The following is an 18165-nucleotide window of genomic DNA, read 5'->3' on the forward strand; positions in this document are numbered from 1 at the left end:
CTCCCTTTTTATGTGCGTCCATTAATCATTTCTTTTTAAGAAGGCAAGCAGGTCGTCTCGTTCTTTTACGTTTAAGACGGAAGAACGTTTCACCCAGCCTTTTTTCGCTGAAGAGACGCCTACTGCCATATGGTCAAGCATATCGATATTATGTGCATCCGTATTAATTACGATTGTAACGCCCGCTTCTTGGGCTTTTCTTAGATATTGAGGAGCAAGATCTAATCGATTCGGATTCGCATTCAGTTCTAATGCGGTGTTTGTTTTCGCTGCAAGTTCGATTAATTGGTCCATATCTACTTCATAGCCAGAACGTTTGCCAATCAAACGGCCTGTTGGATGGGCAATAATATCGACATGAGGATTTTCCATCGCGTTTCTCAAACGCTCCATAATTTTCTCTTTTGGTTGTGAAAAACTAGAGTGTATGGAAGCTATTACGAGATCCATTTCACTAAGCAGGTCATCGTCATAATCAAGCGATCCATCAGGTAGAATATCCATTTCGATTCCTGATAGGATGGTAAAATCGTCATATTGTTCGTTTAAAGCATGAATAATTTCTTTTTGCTCCCGTAATCGTTCCGCTGTTAATCCGTTCGCCACTTTTAAATATTGAGAATGATCGGTGATCGCCATATATGTATAACCTTTAGCTCGGCATGCTTCTACCATCTCTTCAATCGAATAGGCACCGTCACTCCAAGTCGTATGCATATGAAGATCCCCTTTAATATCAGCAAGTGAAACAAGTTCCTCTTTATCCGTGTACCGTTCCACTTCTGTTCCATCTTCACGAATTTCAGGTGGAATGAACGGCAGATTGAAATGCGCATAAAATGCTTCTTCTGAATCAAAAGTAAGAATCTCACCTGTCTCCGTATTTTCAACACCATATTCACTAATTTTCTCGCCACGATCTTTGGCTAGCTGACGCATTCTCACATTATGGTCTTTTGAACCAGTAAAATGGTGAAGCGTTGTACTAAATTCCGAATCTGTTACAATCCGAAAATCAACCGACACATCATATTGGTAATCGAGTGTAACGGACACCTTCGTATCACCCGCCGCAATGACATGTTTAATGGCAGGCATGGAAAGGAGTTGCTCCTTCACCTTCTCTGGGTTATCGGATGAAATAATGAAATCTAGATCTTTTATCGTCTCTCTCATGCGACGGATGCTTCCTGCTCTCGAGAAACGGATGATATCTGTCATATTTCCAAGCGCCGTTTCAATCTCAACGGCAATAGGCATCATAAAGCTAAGCGGAAGCCGATCAGGTCGTGAACCTGCTTCAGCGATGGAAGCAAGAATTTTTTCTTCAGTCTTCGCGCCAAACCCAGCAAGTCCGCGGACTTTTCCTTCTTCACACGCCGTCTTTAGCTCATTCACGTCCCGAATTTGAAGCTCTTTATGCAGCTTGGCAATTTTCTTACCGCCAAGTCCTGGAAGTTGCAACAAAGGCACCAGCCCTTTTGGCACTTGTTCCTGCAGCTCTTCTAAAACAGTGGATTTTCCTTCATTGATATATTCCTCAATAACAGCAGCGGTTCCTTTGCCAATTCCGCTCAATTCCGTGAAATTACTGATCGATGATAAACTTCGATCATCTGTTTCAAGGGCAGCTGCAGCTTTTCTAAACGCTGAAACTTTAAACGGATTTTCCCCTTTTAACTCCATATATATCGCTATCTTTTCTAATAGTTTAATGATGTCTTTTTTATTGATTGACATAGTCCCTCACCTTCCCAACGTGAAATCTTAAAAAAAGATGACACAAGGCCATCAAGTGAGCTTGTAGCATGATCCCAGTTTAACTTTAAACATCAGTGGGCGATGTAAAAAATTCAACTGATAGAAGTTTCACTTATGCAGCTACATATTGAAACCACAGCTCTGTTACTTTCCCCGACAGATAAGGGGTATTTTTTACTATAAGATCCGCCAAAAACGAACCATTTAACGCATCCTGAACATTAGCCATTGGCAGTAATGCAGCTATGTATAATAGAATAAACATGATAAGATATACTTCAGCAAAACCTAAAATCGCACCAGCCCATCGATTCAGCTGCTTTAAGATTGGTAAGTTCGAAATGAAATCCAACATCGATCCAAAAAGCTGCCAAACTAACTTCGTAGCGAAGAAGATGATCGCAAAGGCAATCGCACGATAATACGCTTCTTCAAGGTTAGTCTGACCGATAAACATATTCATTGTTTCTGAATCACCGCCTAAGGTAGGGAACGGAATCCATAAAGTTAGTTTCGGAGCGAGTTCATTGTAGTAAGAATATGCAGCAACAAAGGCAACAAAAAAGCCCGTCAAATGAATGAGCTGCAAAATGAACCCCCTTCGTAAGCCAACTATAAAGCCAATTAAGAGTATGGCCAAAATCGCCAAGTCTAACATCTACTCAGTCCTTTACTTTCTTTAATTCCAGTTCTAGCTGGTATATTTCGTCTTTTATTTTTAAATAATCATTCATAACATTTACAGCTGTCAGTACAGCAAGCTTGCCCGTATCCAAATAAGGATTCTTGGAGTTGATCTCCCGCATCTTATCATCCACCATCGAAGCAACTAATCGAATATGGCCGGAGCTCTCTTCACCGACGATTGTATATTGCTGTCCATATATATCAACTGTTATCCTATTTTTATTTTCACCCGACAAGCTGATGCCTCCAATCTGAAAAATCCTAATTTCTATCATATCATGAAGTTTTCTGTCATGAAAGCAAGAAAGGTGGAAGGCGCCCGATTATCGGCGACAAGCAAAAGGCAAGCAAGCTGAATGGGAACGCCCTTCTCCTCATCAGATTGATTGACTTTTGACTTCGAGCGATGGCACCTTGAGCTGGATAATAGAAATACGAAGTTACGTGGAAGAACTGGTGGGGCTAATCTAAACAAAAACACACTTTGGATACATATATGTCTGTAAGCCAAAAACTATAAAGAATTGGAGTCTTTACTTATGTCGAATGTTGTATTAATTCTTTCCACAACTCAAATGAACAAAATGAAAGGACATTATCAAACTTCTCTATCTGATAAAATGCCGCCTGGCAGTGTTTTCGTTGCCAAACCGGGACAATGTACAGTGACAGCTTATAAGTCGGGGAAGGTGCTCTTTCAAGGGGCATCAGCAGAAGTTGAAGCAAAGAAATGGTCCAGCGACGCAAAAGCTAAGGCTCCTGCTGAAAAAAAGCGAACTTCTGTCACCCAGCATCGCTATTCTCCTCCTGCTCATATCAGTACCATGTCTATAATCGGCTCAGATGAAGTTGGCACTGGCGATTACTTCGGTCCAATGACGGTCGTCGCTGTTTATGCAAAAAAAGAGCAGCTAGCCCTGTTAAAAGAATTAGGCGTCCAAGATTCGAAAAATCTGAAAGATCCACAAATCATTGACATAGCAAAGCAGATTAAAAATGTTGTGCCGTTTTCCCTGCTCGTTTGCGACAATCCTAAGTATAATGCACTTCAAGCTCGCGGTATGTCACAAGGAAAAATGAAAGCATTGCTACACAATCAAGCTATTAAGCACGTCATAGATAAAATTTCACCTGAACAGGCAGAAGCGGTTTTCATTGACCAATTCGCCCAGCCGGATGTGTTTTTTAACTATTTAAAAGGACAAGAACTGTTTCAAGCAAAACATACTTATTTGAGCACAAAAGCAGAAGGCATTCATCTTAGTGTTGCAGCAGCTTCTATTTTAGCACGCTATGCATTTGTTAAACATTTTGACAAATTAAGTGTAAAAGCTGGCTTCAAAATTCCCAAAGGCGCAGGCCCTGCAGTAGATGAAGCTGCTGCACGACTTATTCACGAAAAAGGGATCGACGCCTTGAATGAATTCACGAAGGTTCATTTTGCCAATACGGAAAAAGCGAAGGCATTGTATCGGAAGAAGTATCAATAGAGAGTTTGTCGTTGATATTAGGTTTGCCCCGGCTTTAAGAGTCGGGTTTTTTGAGATTTTACTCACCAACTCTAGAGTTATTAACCAATTCACACTGTTTTCTACGTAGCTTTTTACAGTAACCTTGAAATAAGGTTTGATTAAATTCACTCTATAAACATTGGTATATTAATATTTTCTCCACTAGGGCGTATTTAACATAAACCTTAATCTTAATTTGATTCTTCTAATCAAATAGTGTGGTTTTAAATACTTTTGTGCTTGAAAAGACTACCTTATTTTTATTTTGAAATAGTTTGTTCAATTTAATTAAGTTGCCTTTCTACTTTAAATAATTTCATTCACTAACTCATCATCCATCATATTACTCCAATAAAATAAAAATAGCGCCAACTTCTATTTTAATAGAAATCGGCACTTCGTTTATTCGCTATACGTTTAGCGTGATGCTTTTGCCGGTTGGCACGCGTCACATTTACGTTGGTTATTATTTTTAAATTTCGTAAATGTTTTTTCAAAATTGCTACCACACGCACATTTAAATAGTAACTTTTGCGAAAAACCGTGATATTCCGTCGTTAGTAACTTACTTTCCGAATTGTTCTCCACAAATTCTTTAATTTTACCGATCGTCCATCGTTTATTCATTCTCTTACACCTCCATATTTACGCTTTAGCGGAGGCTGTTCTTGGCATCCGTTCAATTATGAGCAAAAGTCGTAATTATCCTATAAGATTCTTATTATAACATGAGCTGACAGACAATTAAATAGATCGTTATTTTGAACGCGTACTAGGTCATTTCAAACTGTTGTAGCATGTTCGATCTACTTGATCTTGTTGGGAATTGAATGAACATTCAATTACCAGCTATTTGCATTTGATTGAATACTGTATCAAGTTCCTCACTTCTTTCCATGCAATCTTCAATTTCTTCTTATTTACTAATATCACCACTTTGTTCCTTTTACTAATCTACATGGGTTAATTAGTTAGGCACAACTCCTCCCTTAAAACAGCAAAGCAGCCTCCCAAACTCGGAAGGCTGCTTCATTTACCATTATCCTCGTAATTCAGCGCCAGCTTTTTCTTTCACAGCTGCTAGTACTTTTTCATGCGCTTTCGTTACATCTTCATCAGTTAGCGTACGCTCTGGATCAAAATATTTCAACGAGTACGCAAGAGATTTCTTACCTGGTTCCATGCGTTCGCCTTCATATAAATCAAAGACACTTACTTCTTTAAGAAGTTTTCCACCTGCTTCGGCGATGATTTTTTGGATATCGCCAGCAACCGTAGTTGTATCTACAACAAGGGCAATATCACGTGTAATCGATGGGAAACGTGGAATGGCGCTGTATTGGATCGGTTCAACAGCCGCTTCTGCCATCGCTTTGAAAGATAGCTCGAAAACATACGTTTCTTTCAAATCAAGTTCTTTTTGGACAGTTGGATGAACCTGACCGACGAAGCCAATTACATCGCCATTCAACAACACGTCTGCAGTACGCCCTGGATGCATCCCTTCTTTTTCAGATTGACGATAATCAATTTGCTCTGTCAATCCTAGTGTATCGAATAATGCTTCAAGCACGCCTTTTGCTACGTAAAAATCAACCGGCTTTTTCTCTCCTTGCCATTGATTCAATTCCCATAGACCTGTTATCGCGCCAGCTACATGCTCGCGTTCTTCCGGAAGTTGTTCCCCATCTTGTTTCAAGAATACAGAGCCGATTTCGTATAGTGCTAACGAATCAAGCTGACGGGCATTGTTATATTTCACAACTTCTAATAGTTGAGGGATGATGCTTAGACGAAGCTGACTGCGTTCCTCACTCATCGGCATCGCTAATGCAACAGATTCACGAGCATCTAATGCATATTGAGCCGCTTTATTCTTGCTTGTTAATGAATAAGTGATTGCTTGATAAAGGCCAGCACCTTCAAGCGTACGTCTTGCTTTACGGCGTTTTTGCTGATAATCAGTCAAATGGCCAGGTGTTACTGTTCCAGTTGGAAGTGTTGTTGGGATATTATCATAGCCATACATACGGGCTGCTTCCTCAACTAAATCGGCTTCGATCGTAATATCGCCGCGACGGGTCGGTACAGTTACGGTAAATGTCTCATTATCTACTGAAACTCCGAATTGCAAACGAGTGAAGATCGAATCGACTTCAGAAACCGTCATGCTTGTTCCGAGCAATTTATTAATTTTTTCAAGAGTAATTGAAATGACAGCTGGTTCGATTGTCAATGTATCGACTTCAACAGACCCTTCTAATACGGTTCCACCTGCATATTGACTAATCAACTGTGCAGCACGTTCTCCTGCTTCTCTTACTCGATTCGGGTCAACCCCTTTTTCGAAACGAGCACTTGATTCACTGCGCAATGCATGTTCTTTTGATGCTTTGCGGACAACCGTTCCAGCAAAATATGCAGCTTCAATGATGACAGTTGTCGTATCGTCCTGCACCTCAGAATTTGCTCCACCCATTACACCAGCAATCGCAACTGGCTCTGATCCATTTGTAATGACAAGATGATCGCTTGAAAGATCACGTTCTACATCATCCAATGTCGTGATTTTTTCAGCCGCGTGCGCTTTACGAATGACTAATTCTTTCGAACCTAGACGATCATAATCGAACGCATGAAGTGGTTGCCCGTATTCAAGTAAAATATAATTCGTAATATCGACAACATTGTTATGTGGACGAATGCCCGCTGCCATTAAGCGAGTTTGCATCCAAAGTGGTGATGGCGCAATTTTCACATTTTTTATGACTTTCGCAACGTATAATGGATTATCTTCAGATGCTTCAACTTTTACTTGAATGAAGTCAGTTGCTTTTTCAGCGCTTTCTACTTTGTTAATTTCCGGCCATTTAACTTCACGACCTAAAATGGCACCTACTTCATAAGCAACACCAAGCATGCTCAAGCAGTCTGAGCGGTTCGGTGTTAAACCTAACTCAAGCACTTCATCGTCAAGTCCTAAAGCCTCTAGAGCATCTTGACCAACTTCTACATCATTCGGGAAAACGAATATCCCTGTTGCATAATCTTTAGCAATCAATCTTGATTCGATGCCAAGTTCTTGAAGTGAACAAATCATTCCGTTCGATTCTTCACCGCGTAACTTCGCTTTCTTAATTTTGAAATTGCCAGGAAGCACGGCACCAACTGTCGCGACTGCTACTTTTTGTCCTTTATCAACATTCGGCGCACCGCAGATGATTTGAACCGGGCTTTCACCACCAACATCGACTAAACATTTATTTAGTTTATCGGCATTTGGATGTTGTTCGCGTTCTAGTACGTGACCAATGACAACCCCTTTAAGACCTTCACTTTTCTTTTCTACTCCTTCAACCTCGATGCCGCTTTTGGTAATCTTATCTGAAAGCGTTGTTGCAGTCATTCCGGAAAGATCGACATAATCCTGCAGCCATTTATATGAAACAAACATGGATAGCTCCTCCTTTAAAAAAATTATTAAGATTCGTGGCGATTAAATTGAGTTAAGAAACGGACATCATTTGTATAGAAGTGACGGATATCGTCTACACCGTATTTCAACATCGCAATACGTTCCACACCAATCCCGAACGCAAACCCAGAATATTTCTTCGAGTCAAATCCAGCCATTTCCAAAACATTTGGATGAACGATTCCACCGCCGAGGACTTCGATCCAACCTGTTCCTTTACAAACACTGCAACCTTTTCCACCGCAAATTTTACAAGAAATATCGATTTCAACCGATGGCTCTGTGAATGGGAAGAAACTTGGACGCAGACGAATTTCCCGCTCTTTGCCGAATACTTGCTTCGCAAACACTTCAAGCGTTCCTTTTAAATCGCTCATTGAGATATTTTCATCAATAACCAATCCTTCAATTTGCATGAATTGATGCGAGTGAGTCGCATCATCATTATCACGACGATATACTTTACCCGGACAGATAATTTTAACCGGCCCTTGTCCTTTATGCTTCTCCATTGTTCTTGCTTGCACTGGAGATGTATGAGTTCGCATTAATGTTTCTTCTGTAATATAGAAAGAATCTTGCATATCACGTGCTGGATGGCTCTTTGGTAAATTCAACGCTTCAAAGTTGTAGAAGTCTGTTTCAACTTCCGGACCCTCTGCAACCGTATAGCCCATTCCGATAAATAAGTCTTCCACTTCTTCAATGACACGCGTTAACGGATGATGATTCCCTTTATTAACCGGACGTCCCGGTAATGTTACATCAATTTTTTCAACAGCAAGTTTGGCATTGACAGCTGCCTCTTCAAGCACCTTTTGCTTTTCTTCAATTTTTGTAGCAATCTCTTCACGGACAACATTCACTAACGCTCCCATTTTCGGGCGTTCCTCAGCGGAAAGCTTGCCCATTCCGCGCAACACTTCCGTGATTGGTCCTTTTTTCCCTAAATATGCGACACGAATGTCATTCAATTCCTTTAATTCAGAAGCTTCGGCAACCTTCTGTAACGCTTCTTCTTGCAGTTCTTGTAAACGTTCCTGCATCATGTCTCCTCCTTTTTTATAAAAAAATTTAGTTTCTGTTACTAGTTAACAATGATTGTTATCCATAAGGTGGCGGTGCAGAGTAAAGTTTAGTCCATCTTTTAGATCAGATGATTCCTAAGTAAATTGGCCATATGCTTATGTGGCGGAGCCCAGTCCCCTTGTCCTTAAACGCAAAAAAAACCCATCCCTAGAAAGGGACGAGGTTTATGTATCGCGGTACCACCCTTATTAGCGCCAAAAGAAATAAGCACTCACTTCATTGTAGATAACGGCTTTTTGCCGGTGCAACTTTCAACAGGTCAATCTGTATCCCGATGCCGACTCAAGAGGTGAATTCACATCATCATGAACATAAAAATGCTTGCAGTCTAAGGCATTTTCTCCCTAAATGAATGATACGACGCTACTCTTCTCTGTCATAGTCTTTTACATTATGAAATTTAGCTTTAATTATAATATAAAACAAACCGAGATTCAAATTCAATTTTATTAATGAGCTTTACGAGCCAGAATTCCAATTTGCGTGCCGGATTTACATGTTTTCGTGCCGGAAACAAAGGTTTTCGTGCCGAAAATTGCACTTTACATGCGAGATTCGAGATTTACGTGCCAGAGCCTCATTTTACGCCTGAAACACCATGCAATATTTATTTCCGTAGGTGGTACATTAAAATCCCCGCTGCAATCCCGACGTTCAACGATTCACTTTTCCCGAAAATCGGAATATAGAGATTTTGCGTCGTTTTAGCTAACAGCTTTTTGTCAACACCTTGACCTTCATTACCTACAAGAAGAGCAAATGTTTCCGATTTTTCTACTTGATCATAGGGAACTGCTTTTTCCAAGGCAGTGCCATAAACCGGAATGTTCTGTTCCTTCAAAGCACCGATAACTTCTGTTAAGTTTCCTTTTAGGACAGCCATATGAAAGAGACTACCTTGAGTCGAGCGAATCACTTTAGGATTATATGCATCTGCACAGCCTTCACCAAGTATAACTGCATCGATTCCAGCTGCATCAGCTGTTCGAATCATCGTCCCAATATTGCCAGGATCTTGCACAGCATCAATGAGCAGCACTTTTTTCGGTGAAAGGTCTTCAAAACGAATCTTTTTCTGATCACAGATCGCGGCAATTCCTTGTGGCGTTTCCGTATCGGTAATCGCATTCATAACTTCACTTGTCACATAGGTAACTTCTGTTCCTTCTAATTTAAATTTCCCCGGAATGACAGCTTCAATGCTGACAATCACTTCACGAACAATATCTCCTTCTTTCAGTGCTTCTTCAACAAGATGAAACCCTTCAATTAGATATGTACCTGTTAGTTCACGCTCTTTTTTCGTTAACAATTTCTTCCATTGTTTGACTTTTTGATTTTTGACGGACTCAATATATTTCAAGGTAAACGCTCCTTCATTTTTTCACTAGTTCTTATCCCGCATTAACGGGCAGTAAGTCCCTCACCTCAAGCTTATGAGGGATATAGATGGTAGGTGGGGGACAAACTGCCCATAAAAGCCCGATTGGTTCAACTAACCATCAGTGGGGGATGAAGCCCCACTGATGGAAGTTTCACTTTATTATAACGCATTTCGCCCTTTTCTACATATTTTGATTTGATTTGTTCCATACTAAAGAAGTGGACCATGATGGTGAAGGGAGGGTTTGATATGAACTTGAATTTAAGAAATGCAATTATTCACAACGTATCAGGGAATACACAGGATCAGTTAGAGGATACGATCGTCGATGCCATTCAAAATGGCGAAGAAAAAATGTTGCCTGGACTTGGTGTGTTATTTGAAATTATTTGGCAACATGCATCAGAACAAGAAAGAACTGAAATGCTTCAAGCTTTAGAATCAGGTTTAAAAAAGCAATAGCCTAACTTAGGCTATTGCTTTTCTCTTGCTTATAAGTGGTCAGTGTTAATCCGATTCTGAAAGTATTCATCATGCATGATTGGATTATCATCCTCATCCAATTGAATGTTTTCCTCTTCTTCCTTCATTTGATCCGTTGAGTCATCCACCTTTAGCCTTCTCTTTTTATCCATTATCTTCACTCCTTCATATACACGTCGTAAGATTAGCTATTCCCGAAACGTGATCCTTTAAACAAAACTAGCTGATACAAAGACAAGGAAATAAAAAAGGTATAAAGGTGGTGTTATTGACAAACTTCCTATTATTCAATCAATTTTATAACTTCGGTCAAGCTTTTTTCCGACATTGATTGCAGTCGTAAATGGTGATTTTCAAAAGCTAACGCTTCCGTAACTGGGTTTGGCACGATTACACATTTTAACCCAGCAGCTAGAGCCGATTGAAGTCCATTTAACGAATCTTCAAATGCTACAGCTTCTTTTGGATCAACCTTTAAAACTTCGATTGCTTTTAAGTACAAGTCAGGTGCTGGTTTCACTTGATCAACATCATCGCTCGAAATAATGAAGTCAAAATAGTGTAACAGCCCAAGCTCGTTTAAATAGTTCGTTACCCATTCTTTAGTAGAGCTGGAAGCAAGGGCGATTTTGTATTTTAACTTACTTGCTTCCTCTAAATACTCCTTCACACCTTCACGCGCCAACGGTGTTTTCATCTTTTCCTTATGTATGCCTTTGGCTTTTTCCTCAATCTCTTCAATATTACAATTTTCCCCAATTTGTTCTCGGCAATATCTAAATAGTTCAGTATCATCTGAACCAATACATTTAACAAATTGTTCAAGTGGCAACTTAACCTTATATAAATCTAACGTTTCTCGATAAGCATCATACCAAACCGTCTCTGTGTCTAAAATTAAACCATCAAAGTCGAAAATAACAGCTTTGATCAAAATCATTTCCTCCTTTAACTAATTAATAAGTAAATACTCACCTAAAATAGGCAGGAATTAATAAGCAATAGTTTCATAGAAATTTCCATTACTAAACATACTGTATAATAATGAACGAACCGTTTCAATCTTCTTGTTCTCCATAAGCAAAGGGTCAGATCCCGCAACAACTACATACAGATTATAGTTAGTATTTTACTACTATATACTGTGTATAGAGTGCAAGGATTGACCCTTTTGGGACTCTCTTTATACATGGTTTTCTTCTATAAGAACGACTTCGACTTACTTGAAAGTCCTAGTTTTAGTCAAATGTAATCGCATCAACGGTTTTACGATCCAGTTTTTTAATCACTTCAACAATTAATTTAACGGCGTTTTCATAATCATCACGATGGAGCATGGCAGCATGTGAATGGATGTAGCGGGTTGCAATGGTAATCGCAAGCGCTGGAACCCCATTTGCTGTCACATGAATCGATCCCGCATCTGTTCCGCCGCCAGGCATTGATTCGTATTGATATGGAATATTCAATTCATCAGCCGTATCTGTTACGAGATCCCGAAGTCCTTTATGGGATACCATGCTTGCATCATACAGAACGATTTGTGGCCCTTTCCCCATCTTACTTTGCGCTTCTTTGTCCGTTACACCTGGCGTGTCTCCAGCAATACCAACATCCACCGCAAAACCGATGTCTGGTTGAATTTTATATGTAGACGTTTTAGCACCTCGTAGTCCGACTTCTTCTTGAACTGCTCCAATCCCGTACACAATATTTGGATGTTCACTACCTTTTAATTGTTTTAAAACATCAATCGCAATCGCACAGCCAATTCGGTTATCCCAAGCTTTGGCAAGAAGCATCTTCTCATTATTCATAACGGTAAATTCGAAATACGGCACGACCATATCTCCAGGTCTTACACCCCATTCCTCTGCTTCTTCCTTGCTTGATGCTCCAATATCAATGAACATATCTTTAATATCGACAGGTTTTTTTCTTGCTTCTGGAGTTAAAATATGTGGTGGCTTTGAACCTATCACTCCGGTCACATCGCCTTTTCTTGTCACAATTGTTACACGCTGAGCAAGCATCACCTGTGACCACCAACCACCTACTGTTTGAAAGCGCAGGAACCCTTTTGAATCGATTTGAGTAATCATAAAACCAACTTCATCTAAGTGACCGGTTACAATGATTTCTGGTCCGCCTTCTTGACCTGTTTTCTTCGCAATCAAGCTGCCTAAGTGATCTGTAGTCACTTCATCAGCAAATGGGGCAATGTATTCTTTCATAATTTGACGGACTTCCCCTTCATTGCCAGCAATTCCTCTTGCATCCGTTAAACTCTTTAACATCGTTAACGTTTCATCTAAATGCGTCATTGTTATTCCTCCTTATGTATGGACACTATTCTTTAACTCGCATTAATAGCCTTGCTTCTGCCTATCATAATTAATTTGATTTTTCTCGACATAAGCCTGTTCCACATCTTCTCCAGAAAAACCAAGCATGTTACCGAGACGAAGATAATCTGAAAACATGTTCTCATAGTTTTCCTGAGACTGTTCCATACTAAATGATTGAATGGAAGCGTATATTTTCAGAAATTGACTCGTTATATCATGTTCTTTACTAGATTGCCCTATTTTCACTTCCACACTCGTTGCTTGCAACTTACAGCCAATTCCGAGTGAAAGGATGAAGTGAACACCATCTACATATTCAGCTAAAATGGTTTGTCTTGCCGCTGGACCTTTTAAGCTCCAAAATTTGAAACATCTTGTTTCATTGGCCAGTTCACCAAGCTCAACGAATAAAGCCAGAATTTTTTTATCAATCAGCTCTGCTGCATGGAGGTTGTGCTTTTCTTGTATATGTTGATCAAGTAATTTTTGCATCTCGAACAGTTTCGTGATATTCATGATTCGTTCCTACTTTCATAAGCGATTTGTATGAAGGTCATGGGGCGAGGCTTCACGACTTATTAATATAGCCATTTTTTTAAAAATAAACCTATATTATTAGTAAAGTATACCAAAATCCGGCTCCGCACCGCCACCATTTTGATTAGGTGAGTGCGAGTGCTACATGTTGATCCTTTCATGGTAATGTGGCGTTGTAATGCCATACAGATGTTGTATGGTTTTACTATTGCATATTCCCTGAACAAGATAACTTTTATTATTATGAAACAAAATTAAAGCTATGCGAAGCGTGATGAATTATGGAGGTCTCGGCTATCCATGTACAACTTTAAGGACTATCTAGCTTGCACAAAAAAATGTATATCTATCTGTCATTATGTTGTATAGTTAATGCTTAATTACTAATAAAGTGAAACTTCTATCAGTGGGCCCCCCACTGGTGGAAAGTCCCGTTCTACTGTCGATTCAATGAATCACTAAGTACGCCGCGTCCTGCGGCAACGTCTGTGTGACCCACATCCTGTGGGCGCTAACCTACATTTGAAACCCACAAAGGTAAGTTTCACTGTATCTCACCAATCGGACCTTTACGGACAGTTGATCCCCACCTATCTTCTTTTGCATGCTCAGAATCTTGATGTGGGGTCTTAATGCCCGTTAAGTGTGGGAAATGGGCTAAACTAGACAATAACCGGTAGCTAAAAGCTACAACAATATGGAGTGATTATATGAGTAAAGCTAAAGGTGGCACAGGAAGAGGTACAGATAAGAAGGGCTGGAATCGTTGGAAAGCTGGTGCCAAAAAAGCCAAAAGTGCCAAACCATATATAAGCAAAGGTGTTAAGAAACGCGGTTCTGCACAGACTGCAAACAATAATAAAGGTGAATAACAACTGCTAATCTAGCGTATCATCTTATATTAACAAAAAAAGACCGAGTAAGGTCTTTTTTTGTTTTCAAGCATTAACGGGCAGTCTCCCCATTGATTGAAGTTTCACTTTATATAAGATGATACTGTTTTCGAATGATATCCATCACAGTAGCCAAAATCTCAATATCCTGTTGATTCTTCATTAATAGAATTCCGCCTTCAATCATGGCAACGATGGCTTGGGCACTTTTTGTACAATTTATTGTCGGATCTAATTGATTTTCCTCGACCATTTCGGTTAAGGAAGCTGCTACCTCAGAAATCCACTTGTTAAAAAATTCTTTAATTTTAACTCGGAATGTTTCATCGTGCTCGCTCATCTCAATCGCTAAATTACCCACAGCACAGCCAAGTTTACTTTTCGTTTCAGTATGAGAAGCAAGATTCCAATCAAGCATTTTGTTTAATCTTTTTTTAGCTTCTTCCTTTGACTGAAAGATCTCCTTAATCAACTGTTGATCTAGATCTTGAACTAGGTCTTCTACAACAGCTAGTCCAAGATCATATTTCGAAGTAAAATAATGATAAAATTGCCCTTTGCCGATAGAGGCTGCATTGAGAATATCAGATATCGAAGTTGCTTGGTATCCTTTAGAATGAATAATCCCTCTTGCGATTGTAATAATTTCTTGCTTTTTAGACATATATTCACACCTTTTTAGCTGTTTAATCTTAGATGATGTGCTTCACTATTTAATTCAATTATTCTCCATAGCTTTGAATTAAATTGGCGATATGAGCATACGCTCCACCTGCAAGCAAAGCAGATGTAACGAGTACTGCCTCAGATAATTCTTCTTGAGTGGCGCCAAGTTTTTCTGCATTTTTAGCATGAACATCAATACAATATGGACATTGTGTCGCATGGGCAACAGCTACAGCAATAATTTCTTTAAATTTTGCACTAAGCTTGCCTTCTTTCATTGCTGTTGCGCTAAATTTGGAGTACGCTTTAAAGCCTTCAGGAGCCCCTTTTTGCAATTGACCCAGCTTTTTAAGATTTGACCGATTATATAAAGAATCAGGAGCTTCTTTACTTAAAGCATTTTCGATATGCGTGCTATGTGTCACTGCACCTCCAGCTTCTATACCCGATACTACAAATACAGCTTCAACTAGTTCTTCCAGTGTTATACCTACGGCTTTGGCTTTTTTCGTATGAATATCGATACAATACGGGCATTCTGTTACATGGGCAATCGCAACTGCGATGATTTCCTTTTCCTTAATTGAAAGGGCCCCTTCTTGAAAGACCGTATTGTTAAATTCTGAAAAGGCCTGTAATTGTTCAGGAGCTAAATCTTTTACTTGATTTAAGTTTCTTAAATTTTCTTTTTGATAAAAATTCATGTTTAACATCCTCCCTATTTTATACCTACCATTCGGTACAAATTTAGTGTAACATGGTTAGCGATCTACGACAAACAATTTTATCCAACTAGCCGGTTTAACAGGCTGTAATATCCCCACCTCAATTTTGTTTAGAGAATCAAGGTAAGATAGTTGAGGATAAATAGCCTGTAAATCCCCATTCGGTGAGATACAGTGAAACTTACCTTTGTGGTTTTCAAAGGTTTAGTTGAGGCCCACAGGATGTGGGTCACATAGACGATGCCGCAGGACGCTGCGTACTTAGTCTGTGATTCATTGAATCGGGTTCGTAGTGTCGCTTTATCGAAGATTTAGCAACAGTAGAACGAGACTAACCATCAGCGGGGCATGGAAAATCCCCACTGATGGAAGTTTCACTTTAATTTAACGAGAAAAATTTTGTCAAAATAGCGAAACTTTTTGCTTGTCTATACGTACATATAGGAAAATGTATGAGGAGGAGTCTCCATGGTATTGTTCACTCGCCTGCTTTTGTTCGCTTTGATTATGTTTCTCATCTATACCGTGATTAAATATATCGTTAGTCCAAAGCGAAAATTGGAGCTCGCACAGGAACATAGTAAATTTTTCTTTCTCGATGATCCGAACAACATCCAAAAAAACTTTGTCGTGACGTATAAAGGAGTTCTTTTTGAAGGTGAAAAATATCTTGGGACAACTGCCCAAGCCTTTGAAGTCATTTCAATTTTCATCTGGACGAGAAATACGAGCTTATTAAAAGGAATGGAACGCAAGGATTTTCAATTTATTGAGTCAGAGGTTAAAAAACGATACCCACAGGCGATTATTGATTGGAAAAGCCCGATCAAAGAATTTCTGGAATAGAAGAGTGGTTCCCTTTATTTGAGAAGAAATGAGGAGAAAACCTTATAGATTATATGCGAGAAATTAGAATCACTATCAAAAACACATGGCATTTTACAAAAAAGCATTCATGAGAATTTACTCCCAATCCAACGGTAAAAAAGGTTCAGGTTCTATAAACTGTATCACCTTATAAAGGTGCTGGTGCGGAGCAGATTTTGCGAAGCCCCGCCCCTTTTCCGCAGAAAATCGCTATTTGTTTTTTTATTAGCAAACGTATCGCTATATCTCTATTATTATTCTAAAATGGTGTATTCAAAACTCAGCAACCTATGCTAGGCTATGTTTAACGGATTTAATGACCGTAATTTGAATAATAAATATTAGGTGAATACTTATGCCATTAACTTTTGCTCATCCAGCAGCTGTACTGCCTTTCTCAAGAAAAAGCAACTATATTCATTTTTCTGCCATGGTTTTAGGTAGTATGGCTCCTGATTTTGAATACTTTTTAAGAGGGCAGCCTTCTGGGGAAATTGGCCATACCTTTTTTGGCTTTCTTTATTTTAATCTCCCATTGGTTACCATCATTTACATGATCCACCATTTCTTTATACATCAAATCTTAGTTACTCATTTGCCCAGTTCTCTACAAGATTCGTATACGAAAAAATCTGATGCTAGTCAGCCATTGAAGTTCATCGTTTTTTGTTATTCGGCGTTGTTTGGCATGCTCACTCACGTCATATGGGATTCATTCACTCACATGAATGGATATATGGTGATGAAATTCCCGATATTTAATTACATGTTTAATGTCTATGGATTAGACATACCTTTTTATAAATTTTTACAACATGGCAGTACATTATTTGGAATCACGATGATCATTGGTTATCTATATTTCAGAGGCTCTTCTCAAAATAAGCAGAAAAATCTTTCCGTGTATCCAAAACAAAAATTCATTTTTTGGTCGTCTATCATCCTTCTCACCATATTATCTGTGATCCTATGGTTTCTTATCGACTATGTTTCGATTAGGAGTTACGGCATAATTGTTGTCAGAATAATTGATTCAGCCCTGATGAGTTTATTCCTTATTTCTTTGTTTTTTAAATATCGACAACTTAAAGCAAATCAAGTCTAAAAAGGGTCAGATCCGGTCTGTGAGGGGTTCTGACCCTTTCGCTATGAGAAAACTTAGAGAAATTGTTTAACAGCTTAAACAATTATCCAAAGTACTTCCCCTATTTCAGCTTGGCAGATTAAGTTGCCATGAAACACCAAATTTATCGACAATCCAACCAAATTTTTTACTAAATGAATAATCACCTAATGGCATTAGAACGCCACCGCCTTGAGTTAAATTCTCATAAAGTCGATCGATTTCTTCTTCTGTATCACATGTGATATATAGTGAAATAGAAGGAGTAAACGTAAATAAAATAACACTATCAATACATGAATTCTTGTTCCTTTATCGTAAAAGTAGCTTTCATGACACTGCCTTCTTTACCCGCTTCGTTTACACCATAGCGAGATATACTCGTTATTTCAGACTGCTCAAATAAAGTCGTATAATAATTCATCGCTTCTTCTGCCATACCTTCGAATATTAATAAAGGCGTAACCTTTTCCTTAATGAACGACCCCTTGCTTTATTAGTTATTAATGTCACAAAGACCCAACTTCTGAACGCAAAAAAATAAGCGTTGGGAGTCCCAAAGCTCATTTTTTCGAAGTATTATTGTACACTCAACAAAGACATCTCATAGAATCTG

18 protein-coding genes, 1 pseudogene and 1 other annotated feature are annotated in these 18165 nt (G+C 39.1%); of the genes and pseudogenes, 5 read left to right on the top strand and 14 right to left on the bottom strand.

Annotated elements, in window-relative coordinates; genetic code table 11:
* Positions 1 to 21: 21 nt before the first annotated feature.
* The 3 genes from polX to zapA all read right to left on the bottom strand — a co-directional run bounded on the left by polX (position 22) and on the right by zapA (position 2684).
* Positions 22 to 1740, bottom strand: coding sequence for a DNA polymerase/3'-5' exonuclease PolX (gene polX, locus V179_RS0114855; RefSeq protein WP_028392169.1), 1719 nt, complete (start codon positions 1738 to 1740; stop codon positions 22 to 24).
* Positions 1741 to 1873: 133 nt separating this feature from the next.
* Entirely contained in the window at positions 1874 to 2419 is a 546-nt protein-coding gene (locus tag V179_RS0114860) for a CvpA family protein (protein ID WP_028392170.1), read from the bottom strand.
* 4 nt (positions 2420 to 2423) lie between these two features.
* On the bottom strand, positions 2424 to 2684 hold the full coding sequence (gene zapA / locus V179_RS0114865) for a cell division protein ZapA (protein ID WP_028392171.1): 261 nt from the start codon (positions 2682 to 2684) through the stop codon (positions 2424 to 2426).
* 303 nt (positions 2685 to 2987) lie between these two features.
* Here zapA and rnhC point away from each other — a divergent pair, with 303 nt between their 5' ends.
* Complete coding sequence (gene rnhC / locus V179_RS0114870; RefSeq protein ID WP_028392172.1) at positions 2988 to 3938, top strand: ribonuclease HIII; 951 nt, start codon at positions 2988 to 2990, stop codon at positions 3936 to 3938.
* 438 nt (positions 3939 to 4376) lie between these two features.
* Here the strand turns inward: rnhC and V179_RS0114875 are convergent, their stop codons facing one another.
* From V179_RS0114875 to V179_RS0114890, 4 genes are all read right to left on the bottom strand, one after another.
* Positions 4377 to 4586, bottom strand: coding sequence for a hypothetical protein (locus tag V179_RS0114875; protein ID WP_028392173.1), 210 nt, complete (start codon positions 4584 to 4586; stop codon positions 4377 to 4379).
* A gap of 412 nt (positions 4587 to 4998) precedes the next feature.
* Positions 4999 to 7413, bottom strand: coding sequence for a phenylalanine--tRNA ligase subunit beta (gene pheT / locus V179_RS0114880; RefSeq protein WP_028392174.1), 2415 nt, complete (start codon positions 7411 to 7413; stop codon positions 4999 to 5001).
* 26 nt (positions 7414 to 7439) lie between these two features.
* A complete protein-coding gene (gene pheS, locus V179_RS0114885; RefSeq protein WP_028392175.1) occupies positions 7440 to 8480 on the bottom strand; it encodes a phenylalanine--tRNA ligase subunit alpha in 1041 nt (346 codons plus the stop codon).
* Positions 8481 to 8673: 193 nt separating this feature from the next.
* Positions 8674 to 8912: a binding site (T-box leader), on the bottom strand.
* Between the two features lie 218 nt (positions 8913 to 9130).
* Positions 9131 to 9886, bottom strand: coding sequence for a TrmH family RNA methyltransferase (locus V179_RS0114890; protein WP_028392176.1), 756 nt, complete (start codon positions 9884 to 9886; stop codon positions 9131 to 9133).
* A gap of 270 nt (positions 9887 to 10156) precedes the next feature.
* Here V179_RS0114890 and sspI point away from each other — a divergent pair, with 270 nt between their 5' ends.
* Positions 10157 to 10369, top strand: coding sequence for a small acid-soluble spore protein SspI (gene sspI / locus V179_RS0114895; protein ID WP_028392177.1), 213 nt, complete (start codon positions 10157 to 10159; stop codon positions 10367 to 10369).
* Between the two features lie 29 nt (positions 10370 to 10398).
* Here sspI and V179_RS31070 read toward each other — a convergent pair whose 3' ends face one another.
* The 4 genes from V179_RS31070 to V179_RS0114915 form a co-directional block, all read right to left on the bottom strand.
* Positions 10399 to 10542, bottom strand: coding sequence for a hypothetical protein (locus tag V179_RS31070; protein ID WP_154664010.1), 144 nt, complete (start codon positions 10540 to 10542; stop codon positions 10399 to 10401).
* 131 nt (positions 10543 to 10673) lie between these two features.
* Positions 10674 to 11330: an HAD family hydrolase gene (locus V179_RS0114905; protein ID WP_051404968.1), complete on the bottom strand. Its 657-nt coding sequence runs from the start codon at positions 11328 to 11330 to the stop codon at positions 10674 to 10676.
* A gap of 298 nt (positions 11331 to 11628) precedes the next feature.
* Positions 11629 to 12714 carry a M42 family metallopeptidase gene (locus tag V179_RS0114910; protein WP_028392179.1) on the bottom strand — a complete coding sequence of 362 codons (1086 nt, stop codon included), beginning with the start codon at positions 12712 to 12714 and terminating at the stop codon, positions 11629 to 11631.
* 42 nt (positions 12715 to 12756) lie between these two features.
* Positions 12757 to 13254 (bottom strand): dUTP diphosphatase, encoded by a 498-nt coding sequence (locus V179_RS0114915; protein ID WP_028392180.1) that lies wholly within the window; start codon positions 13252 to 13254, stop codon positions 12757 to 12759.
* Positions 13255 to 13985: 731 nt separating this feature from the next.
* On the opposite strand from V179_RS0114915, the gene V179_RS30130 reads away from it, so the two are divergent.
* Positions 13986 to 14147: a DUF3934 domain-containing protein gene (locus V179_RS30130; RefSeq protein ID WP_084552364.1), complete on the top strand. Its 162-nt coding sequence runs from the start codon at positions 13986 to 13988 to the stop codon at positions 14145 to 14147.
* Positions 14148 to 14256: 109 nt separating this feature from the next.
* On the opposite strand, the gene V179_RS0114925 is transcribed toward V179_RS30130, so the two are convergent.
* Together V179_RS0114925 and V179_RS0114930 are read right to left on the bottom strand one after the other, a co-directional pair.
* Positions 14257 to 14832, bottom strand: a complete 576-nt coding sequence (locus V179_RS0114925) for a TetR/AcrR family transcriptional regulator (protein ID WP_028392181.1) — start codon at positions 14830 to 14832, stop codon at positions 14257 to 14259.
* A gap of 58 nt (positions 14833 to 14890) precedes the next feature.
* The gene (locus V179_RS0114930; protein WP_028392182.1) at positions 14891 to 15538 is read right to left on the bottom strand and encodes a carboxymuconolactone decarboxylase family protein; all 648 of its coding nucleotides are present in this window, start codon (positions 15536 to 15538) and stop codon (positions 14891 to 14893) included.
* A gap of 489 nt (positions 15539 to 16027) precedes the next feature.
* On the opposite strand from V179_RS0114930, the gene V179_RS0114935 reads away from it, so the two are divergent.
* Together V179_RS0114935 and V179_RS0114940 are read left to right on the top strand one after the other, a co-directional pair.
* A complete protein-coding gene (locus V179_RS0114935; RefSeq protein ID WP_028392183.1) occupies positions 16028 to 16405 on the top strand; it encodes a hypothetical protein in 378 nt (125 codons plus the stop codon).
* 376 nt (positions 16406 to 16781) lie between these two features.
* Positions 16782 to 17531, top strand: coding sequence for a DUF4184 family protein (locus V179_RS0114940; RefSeq protein WP_028392184.1), 750 nt, complete (start codon positions 16782 to 16784; stop codon positions 17529 to 17531).
* A 105-nt stretch (positions 17532 to 17636) separates the two neighbouring features.
* Here V179_RS0114940 and V179_RS28030 read toward each other — a convergent pair.
* A pseudogene (locus tag V179_RS28030) lies at positions 17637 to 17988 on the bottom strand (VOC family protein).
* Positions 17989 to 18165 lie beyond the last annotated feature (177 nt).

The organism is Bacillus cihuensis (assembly GCF_000504145.1).
GTDB lineage: Bacteria > Bacillota > Bacilli > Bacillales > DSM-1321 > Peribacillus > Peribacillus huizhouensis.